The organism is Thalassobacillus sp. C254 (assembly GCF_001310615.1).
This window is the reverse complement of the sequence record NZ_BAXQ01000014.1, coordinates 1-15,303: the sequence shown is the minus strand read 5'-3', so window position 1 is coordinate 15,303 and position 15,303 is coordinate 1. Positions and strand designations below refer to the sequence as shown.

Annotated in this window: 10 protein-coding genes, 17 tRNA genes and 3 pseudogenes; 4 read left to right on the top strand and 26 right to left on the bottom strand. The window is 43.0% G+C overall.

The window, feature by feature from the left end:
* Positions 1-6: 6 nt before the first annotated feature.
* Positions 7-944 (bottom strand): annotated as a pseudogene (gene queG / locus JCM19033_RS13470) (tRNA epoxyqueuosine(34) reductase QueG).
* Between the two features lie 278 nt (positions 945-1,222).
* On the opposite strand from queG, the gene JCM19033_RS27545 reads away from it, so the two are divergent.
* Both JCM19033_RS27545 and JCM19033_RS27540 read left to right on the top strand, forming a co-directional pair.
* A complete protein-coding gene (locus JCM19033_RS27545; protein WP_306301350.1) occupies positions 1,223-1,372 on the top strand; it encodes a hypothetical protein in 150 nt (49 codons plus the stop codon).
* A 130-nt stretch (positions 1,373-1,502) separates the two neighbouring features.
* The gene (locus tag JCM19033_RS27540; RefSeq protein WP_306301349.1) at positions 1,503-1,646 is read left to right on the top strand and encodes a phenylalanine--tRNA ligase beta subunit-related protein; all 144 of its coding nucleotides are present in this window, start codon (positions 1,503-1,505) and stop codon (positions 1,644-1,646) included.
* Positions 1,647-2,422: 776 nt separating this feature from the next.
* On the opposite strand, the gene JCM19033_RS13460 is transcribed toward JCM19033_RS27540, so the two are convergent.
* The 7 genes and pseudogenes from JCM19033_RS13460 to JCM19033_RS13435 form a co-directional block, all read right to left on the bottom strand.
* Positions 2,423-2,995: a hypothetical protein gene (locus tag JCM19033_RS13460; RefSeq protein WP_054636669.1), complete on the bottom strand. Its 573-nt coding sequence runs from the start codon at positions 2,993-2,995 to the stop codon at positions 2,423-2,425.
* The gene (locus JCM19033_RS13455) at positions 2,982-3,509 is read right to left on the bottom strand and encodes a hypothetical protein (protein ID WP_157049882.1); all 528 of its coding nucleotides are present in this window, start codon (positions 3,507-3,509) and stop codon (positions 2,982-2,984) included. The genes JCM19033_RS13460 and JCM19033_RS13455 overlap by 14 nt, the downstream gene beginning before the upstream one ends.
* Before the next feature lie 123 nt (positions 3,510-3,632).
* A complete protein-coding gene (locus JCM19033_RS25920) occupies positions 3,633-3,767 on the bottom strand; it encodes a hypothetical protein (protein WP_269758211.1) in 135 nt (44 codons plus the stop codon).
* 30 nt (positions 3,768-3,797) lie between these two features.
* Positions 3,798-4,019 carry a heavy-metal-associated domain-containing protein gene (locus JCM19033_RS13450; RefSeq protein WP_054636667.1) on the bottom strand — a complete coding sequence of 74 codons (222 nt, stop codon included), beginning with the start codon at positions 4,017-4,019 and terminating at the stop codon, positions 3,798-3,800.
* A gap of 65 nt (positions 4,020-4,084) precedes the next feature.
* On the bottom strand, positions 4,085-4,588 hold the full coding sequence (locus JCM19033_RS13445) for a DUF1641 domain-containing protein (RefSeq protein WP_054636666.1): 504 nt from the start codon (positions 4,586-4,588) through the stop codon (positions 4,085-4,087).
* A pseudogene (gene fdhF / locus JCM19033_RS13440) lies at positions 4,560-7,558 on the bottom strand (formate dehydrogenase subunit alpha). Before fdhF ends, JCM19033_RS13445 begins: the two are co-directional and overlap by 29 nt.
* A 68-nt stretch (positions 7,559-7,626) precedes the next feature.
* Positions 7,627-8,861, bottom strand: a pseudogene (locus tag JCM19033_RS13435) (OFA family MFS transporter).
* Between the two features lie 565 nt (positions 8,862-9,426).
* Here JCM19033_RS13435 and JCM19033_RS25915 point away from each other — a divergent pair.
* Positions 9,427-9,702 (top strand): L,D-transpeptidase, encoded by a 276-nt coding sequence (locus JCM19033_RS25915; RefSeq protein ID WP_269758210.1) that lies wholly within the window; start codon positions 9,427-9,429, stop codon positions 9,700-9,702.
* A complete protein-coding gene (locus JCM19033_RS13430) occupies positions 9,672-10,409 on the top strand; it encodes a peptidoglycan-binding protein (protein WP_306301357.1) in 738 nt (245 codons plus the stop codon). The genes JCM19033_RS25915 and JCM19033_RS13430 overlap by 31 nt, the downstream gene beginning before the upstream one ends.
* 106 nt (positions 10,410-10,515) lie before the next feature.
* On the opposite strand, the gene JCM19033_RS13425 is transcribed toward JCM19033_RS13430, so the two are convergent.
* From JCM19033_RS13425 to JCM19033_RS13340, 18 genes are all read right to left on the bottom strand, one after another.
* Positions 10,516-11,889, bottom strand: a complete 1,374-nt coding sequence (locus tag JCM19033_RS13425; protein WP_054636719.1) for a YfcC family protein — start codon at positions 11,887-11,889, stop codon at positions 10,516-10,518.
* Positions 11,890-13,176: 1,287 nt separating this feature from the next.
* Positions 13,177-13,260: transfer RNA gene (locus JCM19033_RS13420), tRNA-Leu, on the bottom strand.
* A 26-nt stretch (positions 13,261-13,286) separates the two neighbouring features.
* Positions 13,287-13,375 (bottom strand) — tRNA-Leu (locus JCM19033_RS13415).
* A 15-nt stretch (positions 13,376-13,390) separates the two neighbouring features.
* Positions 13,391-13,465, bottom strand: a tRNA-Cys gene (locus tag JCM19033_RS13410).
* 46 nt (positions 13,466-13,511) lie between these two features.
* Positions 13,512-13,586: transfer RNA gene (locus JCM19033_RS13405), tRNA-Gly, on the bottom strand.
* Positions 13,587-13,590: 4 nt separating this feature from the next.
* Positions 13,591-13,665, bottom strand: a tRNA-Gln gene (locus tag JCM19033_RS13400).
* A 7-nt stretch (positions 13,666-13,672) separates the two neighbouring features.
* Positions 13,673-13,748: transfer RNA gene (locus tag JCM19033_RS13395), tRNA-His, on the bottom strand.
* Positions 13,749-13,764: 16 nt separating this feature from the next.
* Positions 13,765-13,838 (bottom strand) — tRNA-Trp (locus tag JCM19033_RS13390).
* A gap of 10 nt (positions 13,839-13,848) precedes the next feature.
* Positions 13,849-13,934 (bottom strand) — tRNA-Tyr (locus JCM19033_RS13385).
* A gap of 128 nt (positions 13,935-14,062) precedes the next feature.
* Positions 14,063-14,138 (bottom strand) — tRNA-Thr (locus tag JCM19033_RS13380).
* A gap of 12 nt (positions 14,139-14,150) precedes the next feature.
* Positions 14,151-14,226, bottom strand: a tRNA-Phe gene (locus JCM19033_RS13375).
* A 5-nt stretch (positions 14,227-14,231) separates the two neighbouring features.
* Positions 14,232-14,307, bottom strand: a tRNA-Asp gene (locus tag JCM19033_RS13370).
* Positions 14,308-14,524: 217 nt separating this feature from the next.
* Positions 14,525-14,601, bottom strand: a tRNA-Met gene (locus JCM19033_RS13365).
* Positions 14,602-14,850: 249 nt separating this feature from the next.
* Positions 14,851-14,926 (bottom strand) — tRNA-Met (locus JCM19033_RS13360).
* A 16-nt stretch (positions 14,927-14,942) separates the two neighbouring features.
* Positions 14,943-15,018, bottom strand: a tRNA-Val gene (locus JCM19033_RS13355).
* A gap of 7 nt (positions 15,019-15,025) precedes the next feature.
* Positions 15,026-15,100 (bottom strand) — tRNA-Glu (locus tag JCM19033_RS13350).
* Positions 15,101-15,120: 20 nt separating this feature from the next.
* A tRNA-Ser gene (locus JCM19033_RS13345) sits at positions 15,121-15,213 on the bottom strand.
* A 1-nt stretch (position 15,214) separates the two neighbouring features.
* Positions 15,215-15,289 (bottom strand) — tRNA-Asn (locus JCM19033_RS13340).
* Positions 15,290-15,303 lie beyond the last annotated feature (14 nt).

The following is a 15,303-nucleotide window of genomic DNA, read 5'->3' as shown; positions in this document are numbered from 1 at the left end:
ATTAGCTTATTTTAGGGCATTATCAACTTCTTTTTTTACATTGCTGTCGATTTCTTGTTTAAGCGCCTGATTAAGATAATCTCTGGACTCTCTATTATTTATTTCACCTAATGCCCAGGCAGCAGTGCCACGAATGACTGGACGAGGATCATCAATAAGCAATTTCCCTAAATCGTCTACAGCCTTTTCTTCTTTAAAATGGCCTAAAGCAATAATAGCATTTCTCTGTATAGGTTTCTTCCCTCTCCAAGAACCAGCAATTGGACCAAACTTTCTCTTAAATTCTTTATTGCTGATTTGAAGCAAGGGAATGAGTTTCGGCTTAACGATTTCAGGATCTGGTTCAAACTCTTCTTGATGATGATAATCGATCCCTTTATTTTCTGGGCAAACCTGTTGGCATGTGTCACAGCCATAAAGTCTATTGCCAAGCTTTTTCCTATATTGATCCGGTAAAAAGTCTTTTGTTTGTGTCAGATAAGCAATACATTTATTAGAGTCAAGCTGGCCTCCTTGAACTAACGCCCCTGTCGGGCAAGCCTCTACACATTTATTACAAGAACCGCATTGATCAGTAACTGGCTGATCAGGAGGAAGGGATAATGTAGTGATCATTTCTCCTAAATAAACATAAGAGCCAAATTCCGGAGTAATAATGGCGCAGTTCTTTCCGCTCCATCCTATGCCGGCCCGCTCTGCCACAGCCCGGTCAGATAATTCCCCAGTGTCTACCATTGATTTCATCCTGGCGGCCGGAGCTTTTTCCTGGATAAATTCCTGCAGCTTTTCTAATCTGTTTTTCAATACTCTATGATAATCCTCCCCCAGGAAGCACGGCAAAACACGCCTCGTCGGTCGCCTTTTTTGCTTTTTGGAGGGTTTTTCATTTTTGATGGGTAGGCCAAAGCAATTGCTATGATTGTTTTAGCTTCCGGGAGAACCATATCAGGGTGAGTTCGTTTATAGATATCCGGTTCTTCAAATCCAGATTGATATCCAAGCTCCTGCTGCTTTAACAACCTGTCTTTTAAGGATAAGAAGGGATTTGCAGAAGCAAAGCCAATCTTATCAATTCCAATCTTTTTACTATATGCAATAATTTCTTCTTTCAACTGGGCATCTGCCATTCTTCTCACTCCTATCTCAATAAAGCACTTGTATAGGCGGCCTGGACTAAGTTGTGATAAACTAAGCAACAAATAAATGCAAGAGGAGGAAGGCAATGAACATATCTATTCACCAGGACATCAAAAAACGAGTGCCTGATTTTAAAATCGGTATCCTTACCTATAAAGATATTGTGGTTGATGAGTCCCCTAAAATGTTAAAAGGGCGGCTCGAGTTTTTTCAGGAAAAATTCAGGTTGATTTAGAAAACGACTCTGTAACCAGGTATCAAGGCGTGAAAGAATGGAGAAAGGTATTCAAGACTCTTGGCATTGATCCCGGCAGGTATAGGCCGTCTCATGAAGCCTCTTTCGAAAAGTAGGGCGAAAACAGAAAATGGGCTTTATAAACTCAGCAGTGGATCTAAATAATTTCTTTTCTCTGCAATATGAAATCCCATTTGGAATTTATAATTTGGACCAACTTCAAGATTCTATCATATTACGCCTTGGTAATGAAGGCGAAAGTTATAAAGCCTGAAACGGCCGGGAAAATTCCTTACAAGGCCGCCTTGTCTCCGCTGATGCTCAAGGGCCCTTTGGCAGTCCTATTGTAGACTCGGCAAGAACGAAAGTAGACAATACCACTGCAAATGCGTTACATATTGCTTACCTTCGGCCGTCGATGCGTCTGCAGAAGCCAATGAGATGTTAAGCTCTCTGGCAAAAATGTTCACCCAGCTTCATAGCGGTGATGCTGAATGGTTTCTCTTAGAGTAGTCCTACCTTCATTTATGAAGAGGCTGTCCCATAAGCTTTTTGGGCAGCCTCTTTTTTAAACGATGGCATGGAAGCTCTCTTTCACCAAAGGTACAAGTGCGACAGCCATTTCGCCTTCACTTCATATCCATTCACTGTTTTCTTTGCCGAAAATGCATGAAGACTCTTCGGGAACAACCCCCTGCAGGGTTCTTTTCTGCTATCGTTTGCAGGAGTCTTGCATCCCTTAACGTTCAACCTTTTTTATTACTATACAGCATTTACGTTTTCTCTCATTTTTTTACAATAAGACCAAAAAAATCGAGGGGTCTAATCAGACCGCTAATTGTGCGGCTTGTTAAGACACCCTCTCCATTATACCATGATCAGCTGCCCAATAAACCAGGCTGACCGTTGTTATTCCGCCGGTATTGCTGCTTTAGATTCTGAAGCAGGTTCCGTAAAAAACTTTTATATGACTAGAGCTTTGGACCTCTGTGGTTGTCTAAGTCAGGGAAACAAAAGAAAGCCAGCCTGATGTTACTTCAGGCTGGCTTCTTATAGAGTAATAGCTTGTAAAATGCTTTCTTTGGAAGATCGAAAGACCGGGTAGGATATTCCTTCCTCTTTCATTGAATGGCTGTGGGAAAATCCTATACGTTGTAATATCCTTTCTCCATCCTTTGAAATGGCAATAGCTCCAATCTCTTTAATGTTCTGGTCCTGTTTCTCAATCCAATGAAGCTGTGAAACCATATCATACAAAAGGTGTTTCGTATATTCCTTTGCCTTTTGACTATGAATATCAACGATAATAGAAATCAAGTAAAGATATACATCACCTGGTTTCTTGTAATCTATAATATGTTCGCATAAGCTCTTTTCCGATATTTCACCGGTCAGGACCTGTTCGTACACCGTTTTGGGAAGAGGGAATAAACTGTGAATCCCTTTAACCTGTTTATTCTCTTTATACACCCTGTAAACAAAAGGGTTTCTTTCCATAATAGAAAGGACATACTCTTTTGAAACGTGCCACTCTTTTGGGTAAATTTTATAGTTCAGCTCTAACATTTCATTTATGTCTTCTTTTTCTGGTGTTACCATTTCACCGTTATTATGCCGGGTCATGTTTATTGCTCCAATCTACAGCGATTGTTTTTTCCTCTTCTTCTACTTCGTTTATTACAGATAATACAAAGGCAGCAAATTCTTTGTCATACCATGCAGCGGAATCTTTAAACATCCCTCTGGCCAGAGAGCAGCCTTTAAAAAAGTGTTTGATAAAAGCTACCCAGGATTCCCAATCTTCTTTGTCGTTCTTATTCTTGTAGATCTTTTTGTGGTAAAAATCAAAAATGATGTCAAAGAAGTTAATATAATAATAAATAAAAGCCTCTTTTTTTCCTTTTCTTAACGGGGTTTTTTCTATATGCTGCGAAATAGGATGATCGTCATAAATACTCCATAAATCCGGATCCTCTATGTACATCTTGTCAATTTCAAGCATTAACTTATTATGTTCTACTCTGGCCTCATTTCTTATTGTGATATTATTATACCGGTATGTAATAACAGCTACTCCCCCTGATATAGTTAAAGACAGCAGGGAAATAAGCAAGGTTACTGTATTTGCATCCACCATTAGTCACCCTTTAGTATTCATTTACGCCATTATACCAAAGTCCCACTTTCTTGTGGATTTTTCATCCATCATTACATAATAAAAGCACCCCAACTTATAGGTGGGGTGCAGTCCTTTCTTTGTTTACGAGTCACTTACCGGATGAGGCTGCTGAAAATCTTTTGCACAAGAGTGGCATACATCAAGAAGTTCGTGATCTGCTGCTTCTTCCATTCTTTCTTCCTCACGTCTGCCGCATATTTCGCACACCCGTGGCATCGGCGTGCACCTCCTCAGAAGTATGTTTTTCTAAGACCCTTCGTCGCCTTCCACTCTATAGCCAGCATCAACAACGGCCTGCTGAAAATCGATGTATGATGCTGCTTTTTCATCATATGAAAATACCGCTTCCTGCTTATCCACATCTACATTGACTTTTCTTATGCCCCAAACATCTCTAAGAATATTTTCCACTTTCAGGGCATCCTCTTGATTGCTCAAATTATTTATGACAAGCTTTTGGGTTTCCATTGTGACTTCTCCTTACCTACAAGTATGAAAAACACAGGGAGAGTGGGATCGTAGCTCTCTTCCTCTTATCGATCAGCTTCAGGTTTATGGTTGTTCAACGCCTCTCCCATTCCTTTTAAGAAACCGAACATCGTTTGCATAGAAGCATTGATATCAGGATCTCTCAATGATTTTGCCATTCCCCAGAGGGAGAGCTTCTCATCGCTTTCTATCCCTTTACTTGTGCGGTCAAGACCATTAGCAACCCCTGCAAGTAATATCTCCATATCCTTCGGGTCCACTTTACCTAAAAATTGAAAAGCCTGGGTTCCTGCCTGTACCACGCGGTGCACATTCGGCTGATTAATCTGTTCTACGGCAATAGCACCAATTTTATCCCGGGTTCTCAAAAATCCCCGTGCCATATCTAACACTTCTGCATCCTTAACTTCTTTAATAACCTCCAGAAGAAGCATGAGTGACTCATGATTATCAGCTGTCATGTCCACAAGTGTTCTGATTGCTTCTTCTCTTTCTTCTGCCTGACTTGGATTATGCTTTTCAATTTGCGTGATCTGTTTGGCCATCATTCATCCCCTCTCCTTCAATAAGATCAGCAATCGGGGTAAAGTCGTCCCTTGACCACTTGTCTTCCACTTTTACTCCAAACTGCGGCTGGCGGTTACCAAACCTGTAATTATGCCGTGGGAGCGGAGACTCCCCATCCGCTTCAATGACCTCCATTTTGACACTCATTTCCTTATAGTTTGGAGTATGAGTCACTTTATCATGGTAGCTGCTCGTCAGCATGTTTACGGCTTCCATTTCATCCGTTGTATTCATCGGCAGATACAGCTCTTTCCCAGAGACATGCTCGGTCACCCAGACTCTTATCTTCACTTCGCCATACGGGGACGTTAATTTAACAAGGGCTCCCGTTTTTATTCCGCGTTCTTCTGCCAGTTCCGGAGACACTTCAAGCCAAGGCTGAGGAACTTTGTGAGTAATACTCTTAGACCTGTACGTTAAGTTCCCTTCATGAAAATGCTCAAGCAATCTTCCGTTATTTAAATGTAAATCATACTCTTTTTCGTCGGGCACATAAGGCTTTCTCCATTCCACAGGATAGAGCTTCGCTTTCCCGTCTGCAAATGGAAATTTCTCAGTGTACAAAAGAGGTGTACTTTCTCCACTTTTTTGGACAGGCCAAAGCTGGCTGTTCCATTTCTCAAGCCGCTCATAGCTCACTCCGGCAAAAAGCGGTGCCAGACTTGCTGCCTCATCCATGATTTCGCTTGGGTGCTTATAATTCCACTTAGCCCCTAAACGATTAGCAATGGCCTGGAATATTTTCCAGTCTGGCTGACTGTCACCAAGAGGTTCAAAAACTTTATGAAAACGCTGGATTCTTCGTTCCGTGTTCGTAAATGTTCCGTCCTTCTCAAGGCTGGGAGCAGCAGGCAAAACAACATCTGCAAACTCGGCCGTTTTGGAGAAGAAGACATCCTGGACTACAAAGAACTCAAGCTTTTCAAAAGCGGCATGGACGTGATTAATATTGGCATCAACCAGACCCATCTCTTCACCAAATAAATACATTCCTTTTACTTTCCCACTGTGAATGGTTTCAACAATTTGATGGTTGTTTAAACCTGGTTTTCGAGGCAGTGAAACACCCCATGCCTTTTCATACCTTGCTCTTATTTCTTCATTTTCCACAGGCTCATAACCTGGCATCCAAGCCGGCATCGTCCCAAAATCGCAGGCTCCTTGAACGTTATTATGTCCTCGCAACGGATAAGCCCCTGTACCTGGCTTGCCGTAATTTCCGGTTACTAACAAAAGGTTCGAGATGGCTGTACTCGTTTCAGTGCCTCCAATATGCTGTGTAACCCCCATCGCCCAGCATATGCACATCGTTTCAGCCTCATTGATCGTAGTCGCTAATTCAATAAGCTCCTCTTTCTTTAATCCGGTTTCTTGTTCAGCATATTCTAACGTATACTTGTCTAAAGAATCGACGTATTCGTCAAAATTATTAACCCTGTTCTTGATAAAGTCATCATCCGCCCAGCCTGATCGATGATGTACTTTGTCACCGCAGAGATCCATATTAAATCTGAAGATGGAACAGGATGGAGAAATTGATCTGCCATCTGAGCTAATTCATGTTTTCTTAAATCAGCGACAATCAATTTCTGCCCATGAAGCTTATGGGCTCTTTTTATCCTCGTTGCAAGAACAGGGTGTGATTCAGCAGGATTTGCTCCAATTACAAAGACTAAGTCAGTCGTCTTAAGATCCTCTATGGTTCCTGCATCCCCTCCGTACCCAACTGTCCTCATAAGTCCCGCTGTCGCCGGGGACTGACAGTACCTGGAACAGTTATCTACATTATTTGTGCCCATTACCCCGCGGGCAAGCTTTTGAAAAAGGTAATTTTCTTCATTCGAACATTTAGAGGAGGCAATGAACCCCATGGAATCTGGGCCATACGTGTCCTTTAATTCAGTAAATTTAGAAGCAATGAGCGTTAATGCTTCATTCCAGGTAGCTTCTACAAACTTTCCTTCTTTTCGAATCAAAGGCTTGGTAAGCCTCTCTTCACTGTTTACAAAATCCCATCCCCATTTTCCTTTAACACACGTCGAAATACCGTTGACAGGTGCATCAGGCTGAGGCTGGATTTTTAAAATATCTCTTTCCTTCGTCCATACTTCAAAGCTGCAACCTACCCCGCAGTAGGTGCAAACTGTTTTGGTGCGTTTTATCCGATCCTCACGCATCGTTGCTTCAATGTTTGACATTGTAAAGATCTCTTGATATCCCGGCTCTACCTCTTTGGTTGTTTCAATAAGCGGGCCAAGAACATCCTTTGGCATCCCTGTCATATATCCAGCTTCCCCGAGCATTGATTTTTCCATCAATGCATTACATGGACAGACAGTGACACAATGACCACACGACACACAAGACGATTGATCAATGGGAACGTCATTATCCCAAATGACACGTGGGGTTTCCCGCTTCCAGTCAATGCTAAGCACTTCACTCACCTGTAAGTCCTGGCAAGCTTCTACACAAAGGCCGCAAAGGATACACTGGTCAGGCTCATACCGGTACATAGGATGTGAATTATCAGGAGGATAAGGTTTTGGTTTAAATTCATACTTTTGGTGTTCAATTTCTAAATATTCTGCTGTATTGTGCACTACACAGTTACCATTGTTGTTATCACATACTGTGCAATACAGCTCATGGTTTTTAAGGATTCGCTGCATACCTTCTTCCTGAGCTTCCTTTGCCTTTTCAGAGACCGTTTTAACCACCATTCCAGGTGCTGCTTCTGTCGAACAGGAACGTTTCAGTTCTCCGTTTACTTCAACAAAACATGTATCACATGTTTCAATAACTCCAAAGCCTAAATCAGGCTGTGAGGAGCAAATGGCAGGAATATACAGATCTCCGTACTTTGCTGCCTCAAAGATTGACTGGCCTGGTTTTGCCGTAAACTCTTCACCGTTGATTTGTATGGAAAAAGTCTGACTGTCCAGTCTCATCACCTGCTTTCCAACAATTTCTTAGTAAAATATTTCCCTGTTTTTTTTGCATTATACAATGAAAGCTATCAGCTCTGATTTGCTAATTTCAGCTTTTCTTTCTGAATTCCTTGAATATCCCGCTTGATCAAAAAGGCTGTACCAAGAGCAGTTGCAATTAAAAAAGCAAAGACATAGAAGGTCGTAGTATAAGCGTTTGTCGCTTCCCTTATAAATGAAACAATCATAGGGCCTACAACACCCGCCACTGCCCATGAAGTCAGGAGATAACCGTGTATGGCTCCAAGCTGTTTTGTACCAAACATGTCACCTATAAATGCCGGCAGTGTGGCAAAGCCTCCTCCGTATATAGAAACAATAAGGTACATTAAAATCTGGAAGATAAGAGCATTACCCACCATGGCAGGATCATAAAGGAAACCAGCTGAACACCGAAGAAAATTAAGAATATATTAGGCCTCCCGATATAATCCGAAAGAGTAGACCAAATAATACGACCACCACCATTAAAGAGCCCCATAACCCCAACTACAGTAGCAGCTGCCATAGCCGTCATTCCAACTAACTCCTGAGCCATAGGTGAAGCCACAGCAATTAACATGATTCCTGCGGATATATTTATAAGCATCATCCACCATAGCAGCCAGAAACGTTTTGTTTTTATGGCTTCATTAGCTGTTAACTGAGCCAGATCTTCTCTTTTTTCAACCTCGCCGTCGTCTTTTTTCTCTTTAGCTGCTGCAGGCATCCAATCCTCTGGAGGCCGGGCAATGTACCATGCGCCCAGAGACATCAAAACAAAATAAACAGCTCCTAACAGGTACAGAGTATTGGCCACCCCCATTCCTTCAATGAGCCTTGCAGCTACTGGACTGGCAATTAAAGAGCCTGCTCCAAAACCAAACACCGCCATCCCTGTAGCAAGCCCCCTTCTGTCAGGAAACCATTTCACCAGAGTAGACACCGGAGAGATGTATCCAATGCCAAGACCGATCCCTCCAAGGATCCCGTAGGTAAAATAAAAGCCATATAACGATCCGATTCCTATGGAAAATCCTGCGCCAATTAAGCCTGCACCAAATAGAACAGCTGCTAAAAAGGCCGATACCCTGGGACCACGTTTTTCAACAAACCTTCCAAAAAAGGCAGCTGAAATGCCAAGGAAAAAGATGGCCAGCGTAAAGGCTATCGTCACTGTTGCCCCGCCCCAGCCCAGTTCCTCATACAAGGGGGTTTGGAACACACTGTACGCATAAATAGATCCAATGGAGAGGTGTATAAATACAGCAGACAACGCAATCAACCACCGGTTTTTTGCTTCATAACATGAACTCCTTCCATAAAAGAATTATCAAGTCTTCATAGAGTAACCAAAAACATAAAAATTACCCAATGTAGGGTGCCTGGCACCACTCTCATTTGTAACATAGATGTAATATAAATGACCCAGCCTCCTTTCATTAGAGGCTGGGTCTCGTTTCATGCTTTCAGGATTCTTCTTTTTTCTTTTTAATAACCATAATAAGCTAAAATCCCCGCTGCGCCTTGTAATTTTTTGCAAAAACCACTAGATTTTTAACTTATTTTTTTCATTGAAATTGCTCATATTGTGCCATATAATGAACTTGTTCAGTTCTTGTTGTAGAACAAAAGTGATAGAATCACCCTTAGAAAGGAGCAGCTACCATGAATCAATCCCTTCATTTTCCTAAATCGAACGCCCCTTAATGACAGAAGAATCCTTCCTTGTGACTTTTATGCTTTTGTTCTTTATATAGTTTTTATTTTATTTTAGTAAAATGACAATTCTATCTGCCTTTATGCATACATTGACGTGTGGTTATTAAATAGGAAAAGAGGGGTGTAGGTTGAAAAAGGTTCTCGCCTGCATACTGGTTGGACTTCTGTTTTTACTGTGGCAAGTTCCAACTACATCAGCATCTACTGGTCAAATGATTGTCATTAACAAAGCAACGAATCAGCTCGCATTTTATGAAAGCAACAAATTAGTCCGGACGTTCAGTGTAGCTACCGGACGGAGTTCTAATTTAACACCTGAAGGAAAACACAAAGTAGTCAATAAAATTGTGAACCGCCCGTATTATAAAGCAATATTGCCGGCGGCGATCCAAAAAACCCTTTAGGAAAGCGCTGGATTGGCCTTAACGCCAGAGGAACCAACGGAAACACATATGCCATCCACGGAAATAACAATCCCTCTTCCATTGGTACTTATGCAAGCGCAGGCTGTGTCAGAATGCATAACAATGAAGTGGAATGGCTTTTCAGCCGGGTAAAAGTAAACACTCCTGTTGTCATTACTACATCCAGCCAGTCTTTTGATACAATTGCAAAGAATAATGGGTACAAAATAAATGGAAACAGCAGCCCTTCCAGTCCAGGAGGCACTACAAGCGGAACACTTAAACGAGGAAGCAAAGGAGAAGCAGTAAAAGAAATTCAACGACAGTTGAGTGCTGCAGGTTACAAGGTTTCTGCAGATGGCATATTTGGAAAAGGAACCGAGGATGCTGTGAAAAAGTTCCAGAAGGCTAATAAGCTCAAAGCCGATGGGGTTGTAGGCACTCAGACGAAAAACCTTTTAGCAAACCAGAGTAAAACCGTCAATAAGTCTCCATCCACTTCCACTCAGATTAAAAGCGGTACACTAAGAAAAGGAAGCAGCGGAAGCGAAGTGAAAAAGCTTCAGCAGAAACTGACCAGTCTTGGCTTTAACACAAGAGGTGCTGACGGGAAATTCGGTCCTGCCACAGAAGCGGCAGTGAAGAGCTTCCAAAAAGCCAACAAGTTGAAAGTCGATGCGTTGCCGGACCACAGACTATTAAAGTAATTAACAGTAAATAAAAACAAACCCGTTCCTATAATCAGGAACGGGTTTTAATATAATTTTTTAATAATCTATCAAAAAGGCTGTTCTTTCTTTCTAGGGCGTAAGGTTACTGCCATTGAATGACTTGGGCGATAATGAGAAATACAGCTGCAATCGCGGCCCATATTAAGAATAAAGGAAAATAGAACTTTACCCACTTATGCCAGCTTACCCCTGCCAGAACAAGAGTAGCCATAAAATAACCTGAAGTAGGAAAAAGAATGTTTCCTAAGCCATCGCCAAATTGGAAGGCAAGTACAGCCGTTTGTCTGGTCACCCCAATCATATCAGAAAGAGGAGCCATAATAGGCATCGTTACCAGAGCCTGACCGCTGCCAGAAGGTACGAGGAAGTTAAACAGCAGTTGCGACATAAACATCCCCATTGCGCTTAAGGTTCCAGGAAATTGACCTACCACTGCTCCTAAGTTATAAATGAGCGTGTCCATCACCTGGCCGTCCTCCATAACAACTGCGACTGATCTGGCGACTCCAACGATAATTGCTCCCACTAATACCTCGCGAAATCCTTGATTAAAGCCTTCACAAACCTGAGCTGCTGTTAAACCGGCTGCCATACCTACCACAATTCCCATAACAATGAAAAGGCCTGACATTTCCAGCATGAACCAACCTTGAGCAATGACTCCATATATCAGAATGGCAAAAAAGCCAATTAAAAAGACACCAGCTGCTTTCTGCCTTGGAGTAAATCTTCTACTTTTTGATTCATCTGGATTTGAGTAAATTTCACGTTTTTCTCTATCTTCGTCATAGACCAGACTGCTTTCTGGATTGGCTTGTACCTTTTTAGCATAACGAATGACATAGATAATTCCCACTCCTAAGATAACTACAAGAGCAATCAGCCGAAGCTCTATGCCTGAATATAAAGGAACTTCCGCTATTTGCTGTCCAAGCCCAGTATTAATTGGATTAAGAAATCCAGTCATAAACCCAGCAGTCGTTGCTATAAGAGCTACTGCGGCTGCAACCATAGAATCATAGCCTAAAGCTATTAAAAGCGGAATAATAACTGGAACATACACTAAGCTTAGCTCCTGTGTCCCGATAACTCCGCAGACGGCAGCAAAAGCGATCATTAGAACTGGAATTACTGCAGTACTTTTCGTTGAAAAAGCTGTTGTCAGCTTATTTACACCTATTTCAATTATACCGGTTTTACGAAGAACCATAAACATGCCGCCAATAATAAGAGTAAAGAACACTACTTCTCCTGCTTCCACTAATCCTCTTGGTATGGCGAGCATGAACTCCTCAAGACCAGCAGGTGATGCATCTACCTGAGTATACGAATCTGGATCGATAGACTCCCTTCCCTCCGGTCCAGTGATCCGTTCAAACTCACCAGCGGGAATGAGATGTGTTGAAATAGCTGCAAGAGCCATAAGAATGAATAATATAACATAGATGTGCGGCATCTGAAACTTTTTTTCTTTTTGTTTCACTTTTTTGTTTCACTTTCTGTATTCATTTCTATATCCCCCAGTAGAATTCTAATGTTGTTGTCCTTGATTAGTGTTCATAATACTGGGGAGGAAAACGAAAGTCATTGTACACTTTAAACAAAACATTTGATATTTTTTAGAATAATTATATATAAAAATACACATTTGCCTATTTTTCAGGGTCTCCAGATGTTAGATTTCCTCACATAAAAATTTATATATTCTCATTTTAGTTATGGGGTGTTATACCAGTTACCATCCACTTGCTACACTTAATGATTCACTTTGAAACGTTTAAAATGGATTCAAATGAAACAGTAGGAGGAGGATTTGCCTCTCTATCCTATCACACCACCGTAAATACGGATCTCGTATACGGCGGTTCAATAAGTTGAATGATACCTTTCATGCATTTTCTTATAGAAAGCTTCCATGTTTAGAAGTCCTGCTTTTTGCAGGGCTTCTTTTGTGATGGCACAATGTAGAGTAAAGGACTTTGATATTCTCCAGTAGCTTGCGGGTATTAGCCCATTCCCATGCCTTATCTCTGGGAACTTTCAGCTTGATCAAACTTCGATATCTGGTTTTCACTTTCTTCCACCTTTTTCAGATTAACTGTCTGATCCTTCTTCTCACCCACTGGGAGATATTATGAACATAGTTCATCATCCTGGAGATCCCCCATGGTATGCAACCAAGCCGCGAAGAACACTGCACACTCAAGCATTACTCTTCGCTTCCAGCGTACCCTCCCGCAGGCATCCATCTTTCGATGTTGTCTTTGCTCGTTGCATTCTCCACACCTCCAAGCTTGTCAGTGATTCTTATTGTTCGACCCTTCGTTACGAAGTGTATGTGACTACTATGGTCTCTGTTGAATCGCTGGCATCGTTATCCCTGTAAGGAATTTCTCCTTCGTAGAAACCCTGATAAGACCTCCCCGGGTAAGTCTGACCGCTTTCCACCCGTGGGTGCGGTATTTACTGTGCGGAGTTCGGGCAATGTAGGATTTTATCTTGTTGTGCAAACTCATCCTTTCCGCTTCAGCCTTGTATCCTGTTTCTGTTCGTTACCGCGTGTGATTACGTCCGGCTTTCTTCAGATTCCGGGTCGCCCCGAACACCCTTCCCATTCGCTAACGGTTCCCATTACCAAGCCCAAAGTGGACTTTCACCACATAGCTGCCAGACACGCCGGGACACAAAAAAAGACTTCCCACTATTGTGAGAAGCCTTGAATTAAAGAGTTATGTAATATGTATGGTACCGGTGGTCGGGTCGAACCGACACTCCATAAGGAACACGATTTTGAGTCGTGCGCGTCTGCCAATTCCGCCACACCGGCTTAATATACATATTCAGTTAAATAAATGGTGCCGAGGGCCGGACTCGAACCGGCACGGTTGAAACCAACCGCAGGATTTTAAGTCCTGTGTGTCTGCCAATTCCACCACCCCGGCAGCTGTTACCTAAGTTGGAGGCGGCACCCGGATTCGAACCGGGGAATAAGGGTTTTGCAGACCCGTGCCTTACCACTTGGCTATGCCGCCATGTGCATGTTTTCATTATATGCACAAGGACTATACAATATGAATATGGAGCGGAAGACGGGATTCGAACCCGCGACCCCCACCTTGGCAAGGTGGTGTTCTACCACTGAACTACTTCCGCGACATGGCTGGGCTAGCTGGATTCGAACCAGCGCATGACGGAATCAAAATCCGCTGCCTTACCGCTTGGCTATAGCCCAAAATCTATGGGGCGATTGATGGGAATCGAACCCACGAGTGCCGGAGCCACAATCCGGTGCGTTAACCACTTCGCCACAACCGCCATATGAGTAAGATAATGGCAGGGGTAGTAGGAATCGAACCCACATCAAAGGTTTTGGAGACCTTCGTTTTACCATTAAACTATACCCCTATTAAATAGATGGTGGAGGGGGACGGACTCGAACCGCCGAACCCAGAGGGAGCAGATTTACAGTCTGCCGCGTTTGGCCAACTTCGCTACCCCTCCAAAAGGGACAATAAATATATTACAAAACATTTACTTTATCGTCAAGTGTATTTCTTGGTAGATTTACTATAATTGGCTAACCTATGATTTCTTCGATCAGTTGGTTTCCAGTATGCTTATAGTAAAAATGGTGCCGGCCAGAGGACTTGAACCCCCAACCTACTGATTACAAGTCAGTTGCTCTACCAATTGAGCTAGACCGGCCTACTATGAAAGTGGTGGCTCGAGACGGAATCGAACCGCCGACACGTGGATTTTCAGTCCACTGCTCTACCGACTGAGCTATCGAGCCTTAAATGGCGGGCCTGACGGGGATCGAACCCGCGATCTCCTGCGTGACAGGCAGGCATGTTAACCGCTACACCACAGGCCCCTATTAAATTGTTTGCATTCATATGTTTTTTGCTTTGACGCTTATTCGACGTCGCAGCAAAAACTTAATTGGTTGCACCCTGGCGGGTACCACTGATATTCCCTTTCCGCTGATGTTTCTCGACGTAGTTGCGGGAATTATTTTGGTTGCACTCTTCCGAGTACTACTCATGTTTTTTTGCTTTGACGCTTATCCGACGTCGTAGCAAAAACTTAATTGGTTGCGGGAGGAGGATTTGAACCTCCGACCTCCGGGTTATGAGCCCGACGAGCTACCAGACTGCTCTATCCCGCGATATTATAAATATAGATATGAGAATTATTGGTTGTACCCTGGCGGGTACTATTGATATTCCCTTGCCGCTGAGGTCTCTCGACGTAGTAGCGGGAATTATTTTGGTTGCACTCTTTCGAGTACTACTCATGTTTTTTTGCTTTGACGCTTACTCAACGTTGCAGCAAAACTTAATTGGTTGCACCCTGGCGGGTACTATTGATATTCCCTTGCCGCTGAGGTCTCTCGACGTAGTAGCGGGAATTATTTTGGTTGCGGGAGGGGGATTTGAACCTCCGACCTCCGGGTTATGAGCCGACGAGCTACCAGACTGCTCTATCCCGCGATATTATTAAAAAATATGGTGGAGGATGACAGGATCGAACTGCCGACCCCCTGCTTGTAAGGCAGGTGCTCTCCCAGCTGAGCTAATCCTCCAAATAAGTGGTGACCCGTACGGGATTCGAACCCGTGTTACCGCCGTGAAAGGGCGGTGTCTTAACCACTTGACCAACGGGCCACTATATATAATATCCAAAATGGCGGAGAGCGAGGGATTCGAACCCTCGAGACGGGTTTAAACCGCCTACACGATTTCCAATCGTGCTCCTTCGGCCACTCGGACAGCTCTCCGTGGCTCCACAGGCAGGATTCGAACCTGCGACCGATCGGTTAACAGCCGATAGCTCTACCACTGAGCTACTGTGGAATATTGGAAAGCCT

Coding starts and splice junctions, on each gene's coding strand:
- JCM19033_RS27540 (WP_306301349.1), top strand. CDS start 1,503: ATGGGCTTTATAAACTCAGCAGTGGATCTAAATAATTTCTTTTCTCTG.
- JCM19033_RS27545 (WP_306301350.1), top strand. CDS start 1,223: ATGAACATATCTATTCACCAGGACATCAAAAAACGAGTGCCTGATTTT.
- JCM19033_RS13450 (WP_054636667.1), bottom strand. CDS start 4,019: ATGGAAACCCAAAAGCTTGTCATAAATAATTTGAGCAATCAAGAGGAT.
- JCM19033_RS13455 (WP_157049882.1), bottom strand. CDS start 3,509: ATGGTGGATGCAAATACAGTAACCTTGCTTATTTCCCTGCTGTCTTTA.
- JCM19033_RS13460 (WP_054636669.1), bottom strand. CDS start 2,995: ATGACCCGGCATAATAACGGTGAAATGGTAACACCAGAAAAAGAAGAC.
- JCM19033_RS13425 (WP_054636719.1), bottom strand. CDS start 11,889: ATGCCGCACATCTATGTTATATTATTCATTCTTATGGCTCTTGCAGCT.
- JCM19033_RS25920 (WP_269758211.1), bottom strand. CDS start 3,767: ATGCCACGGGTGTGCGAAATATGCGGCAGACGTGAGGAAGAAAGAATG.
- JCM19033_RS13445 (WP_054636666.1), bottom strand. CDS start 4,588: ATGATGGCCAAACAGATCACGCAAATTGAAAAGCATAATCCAAGTCAG.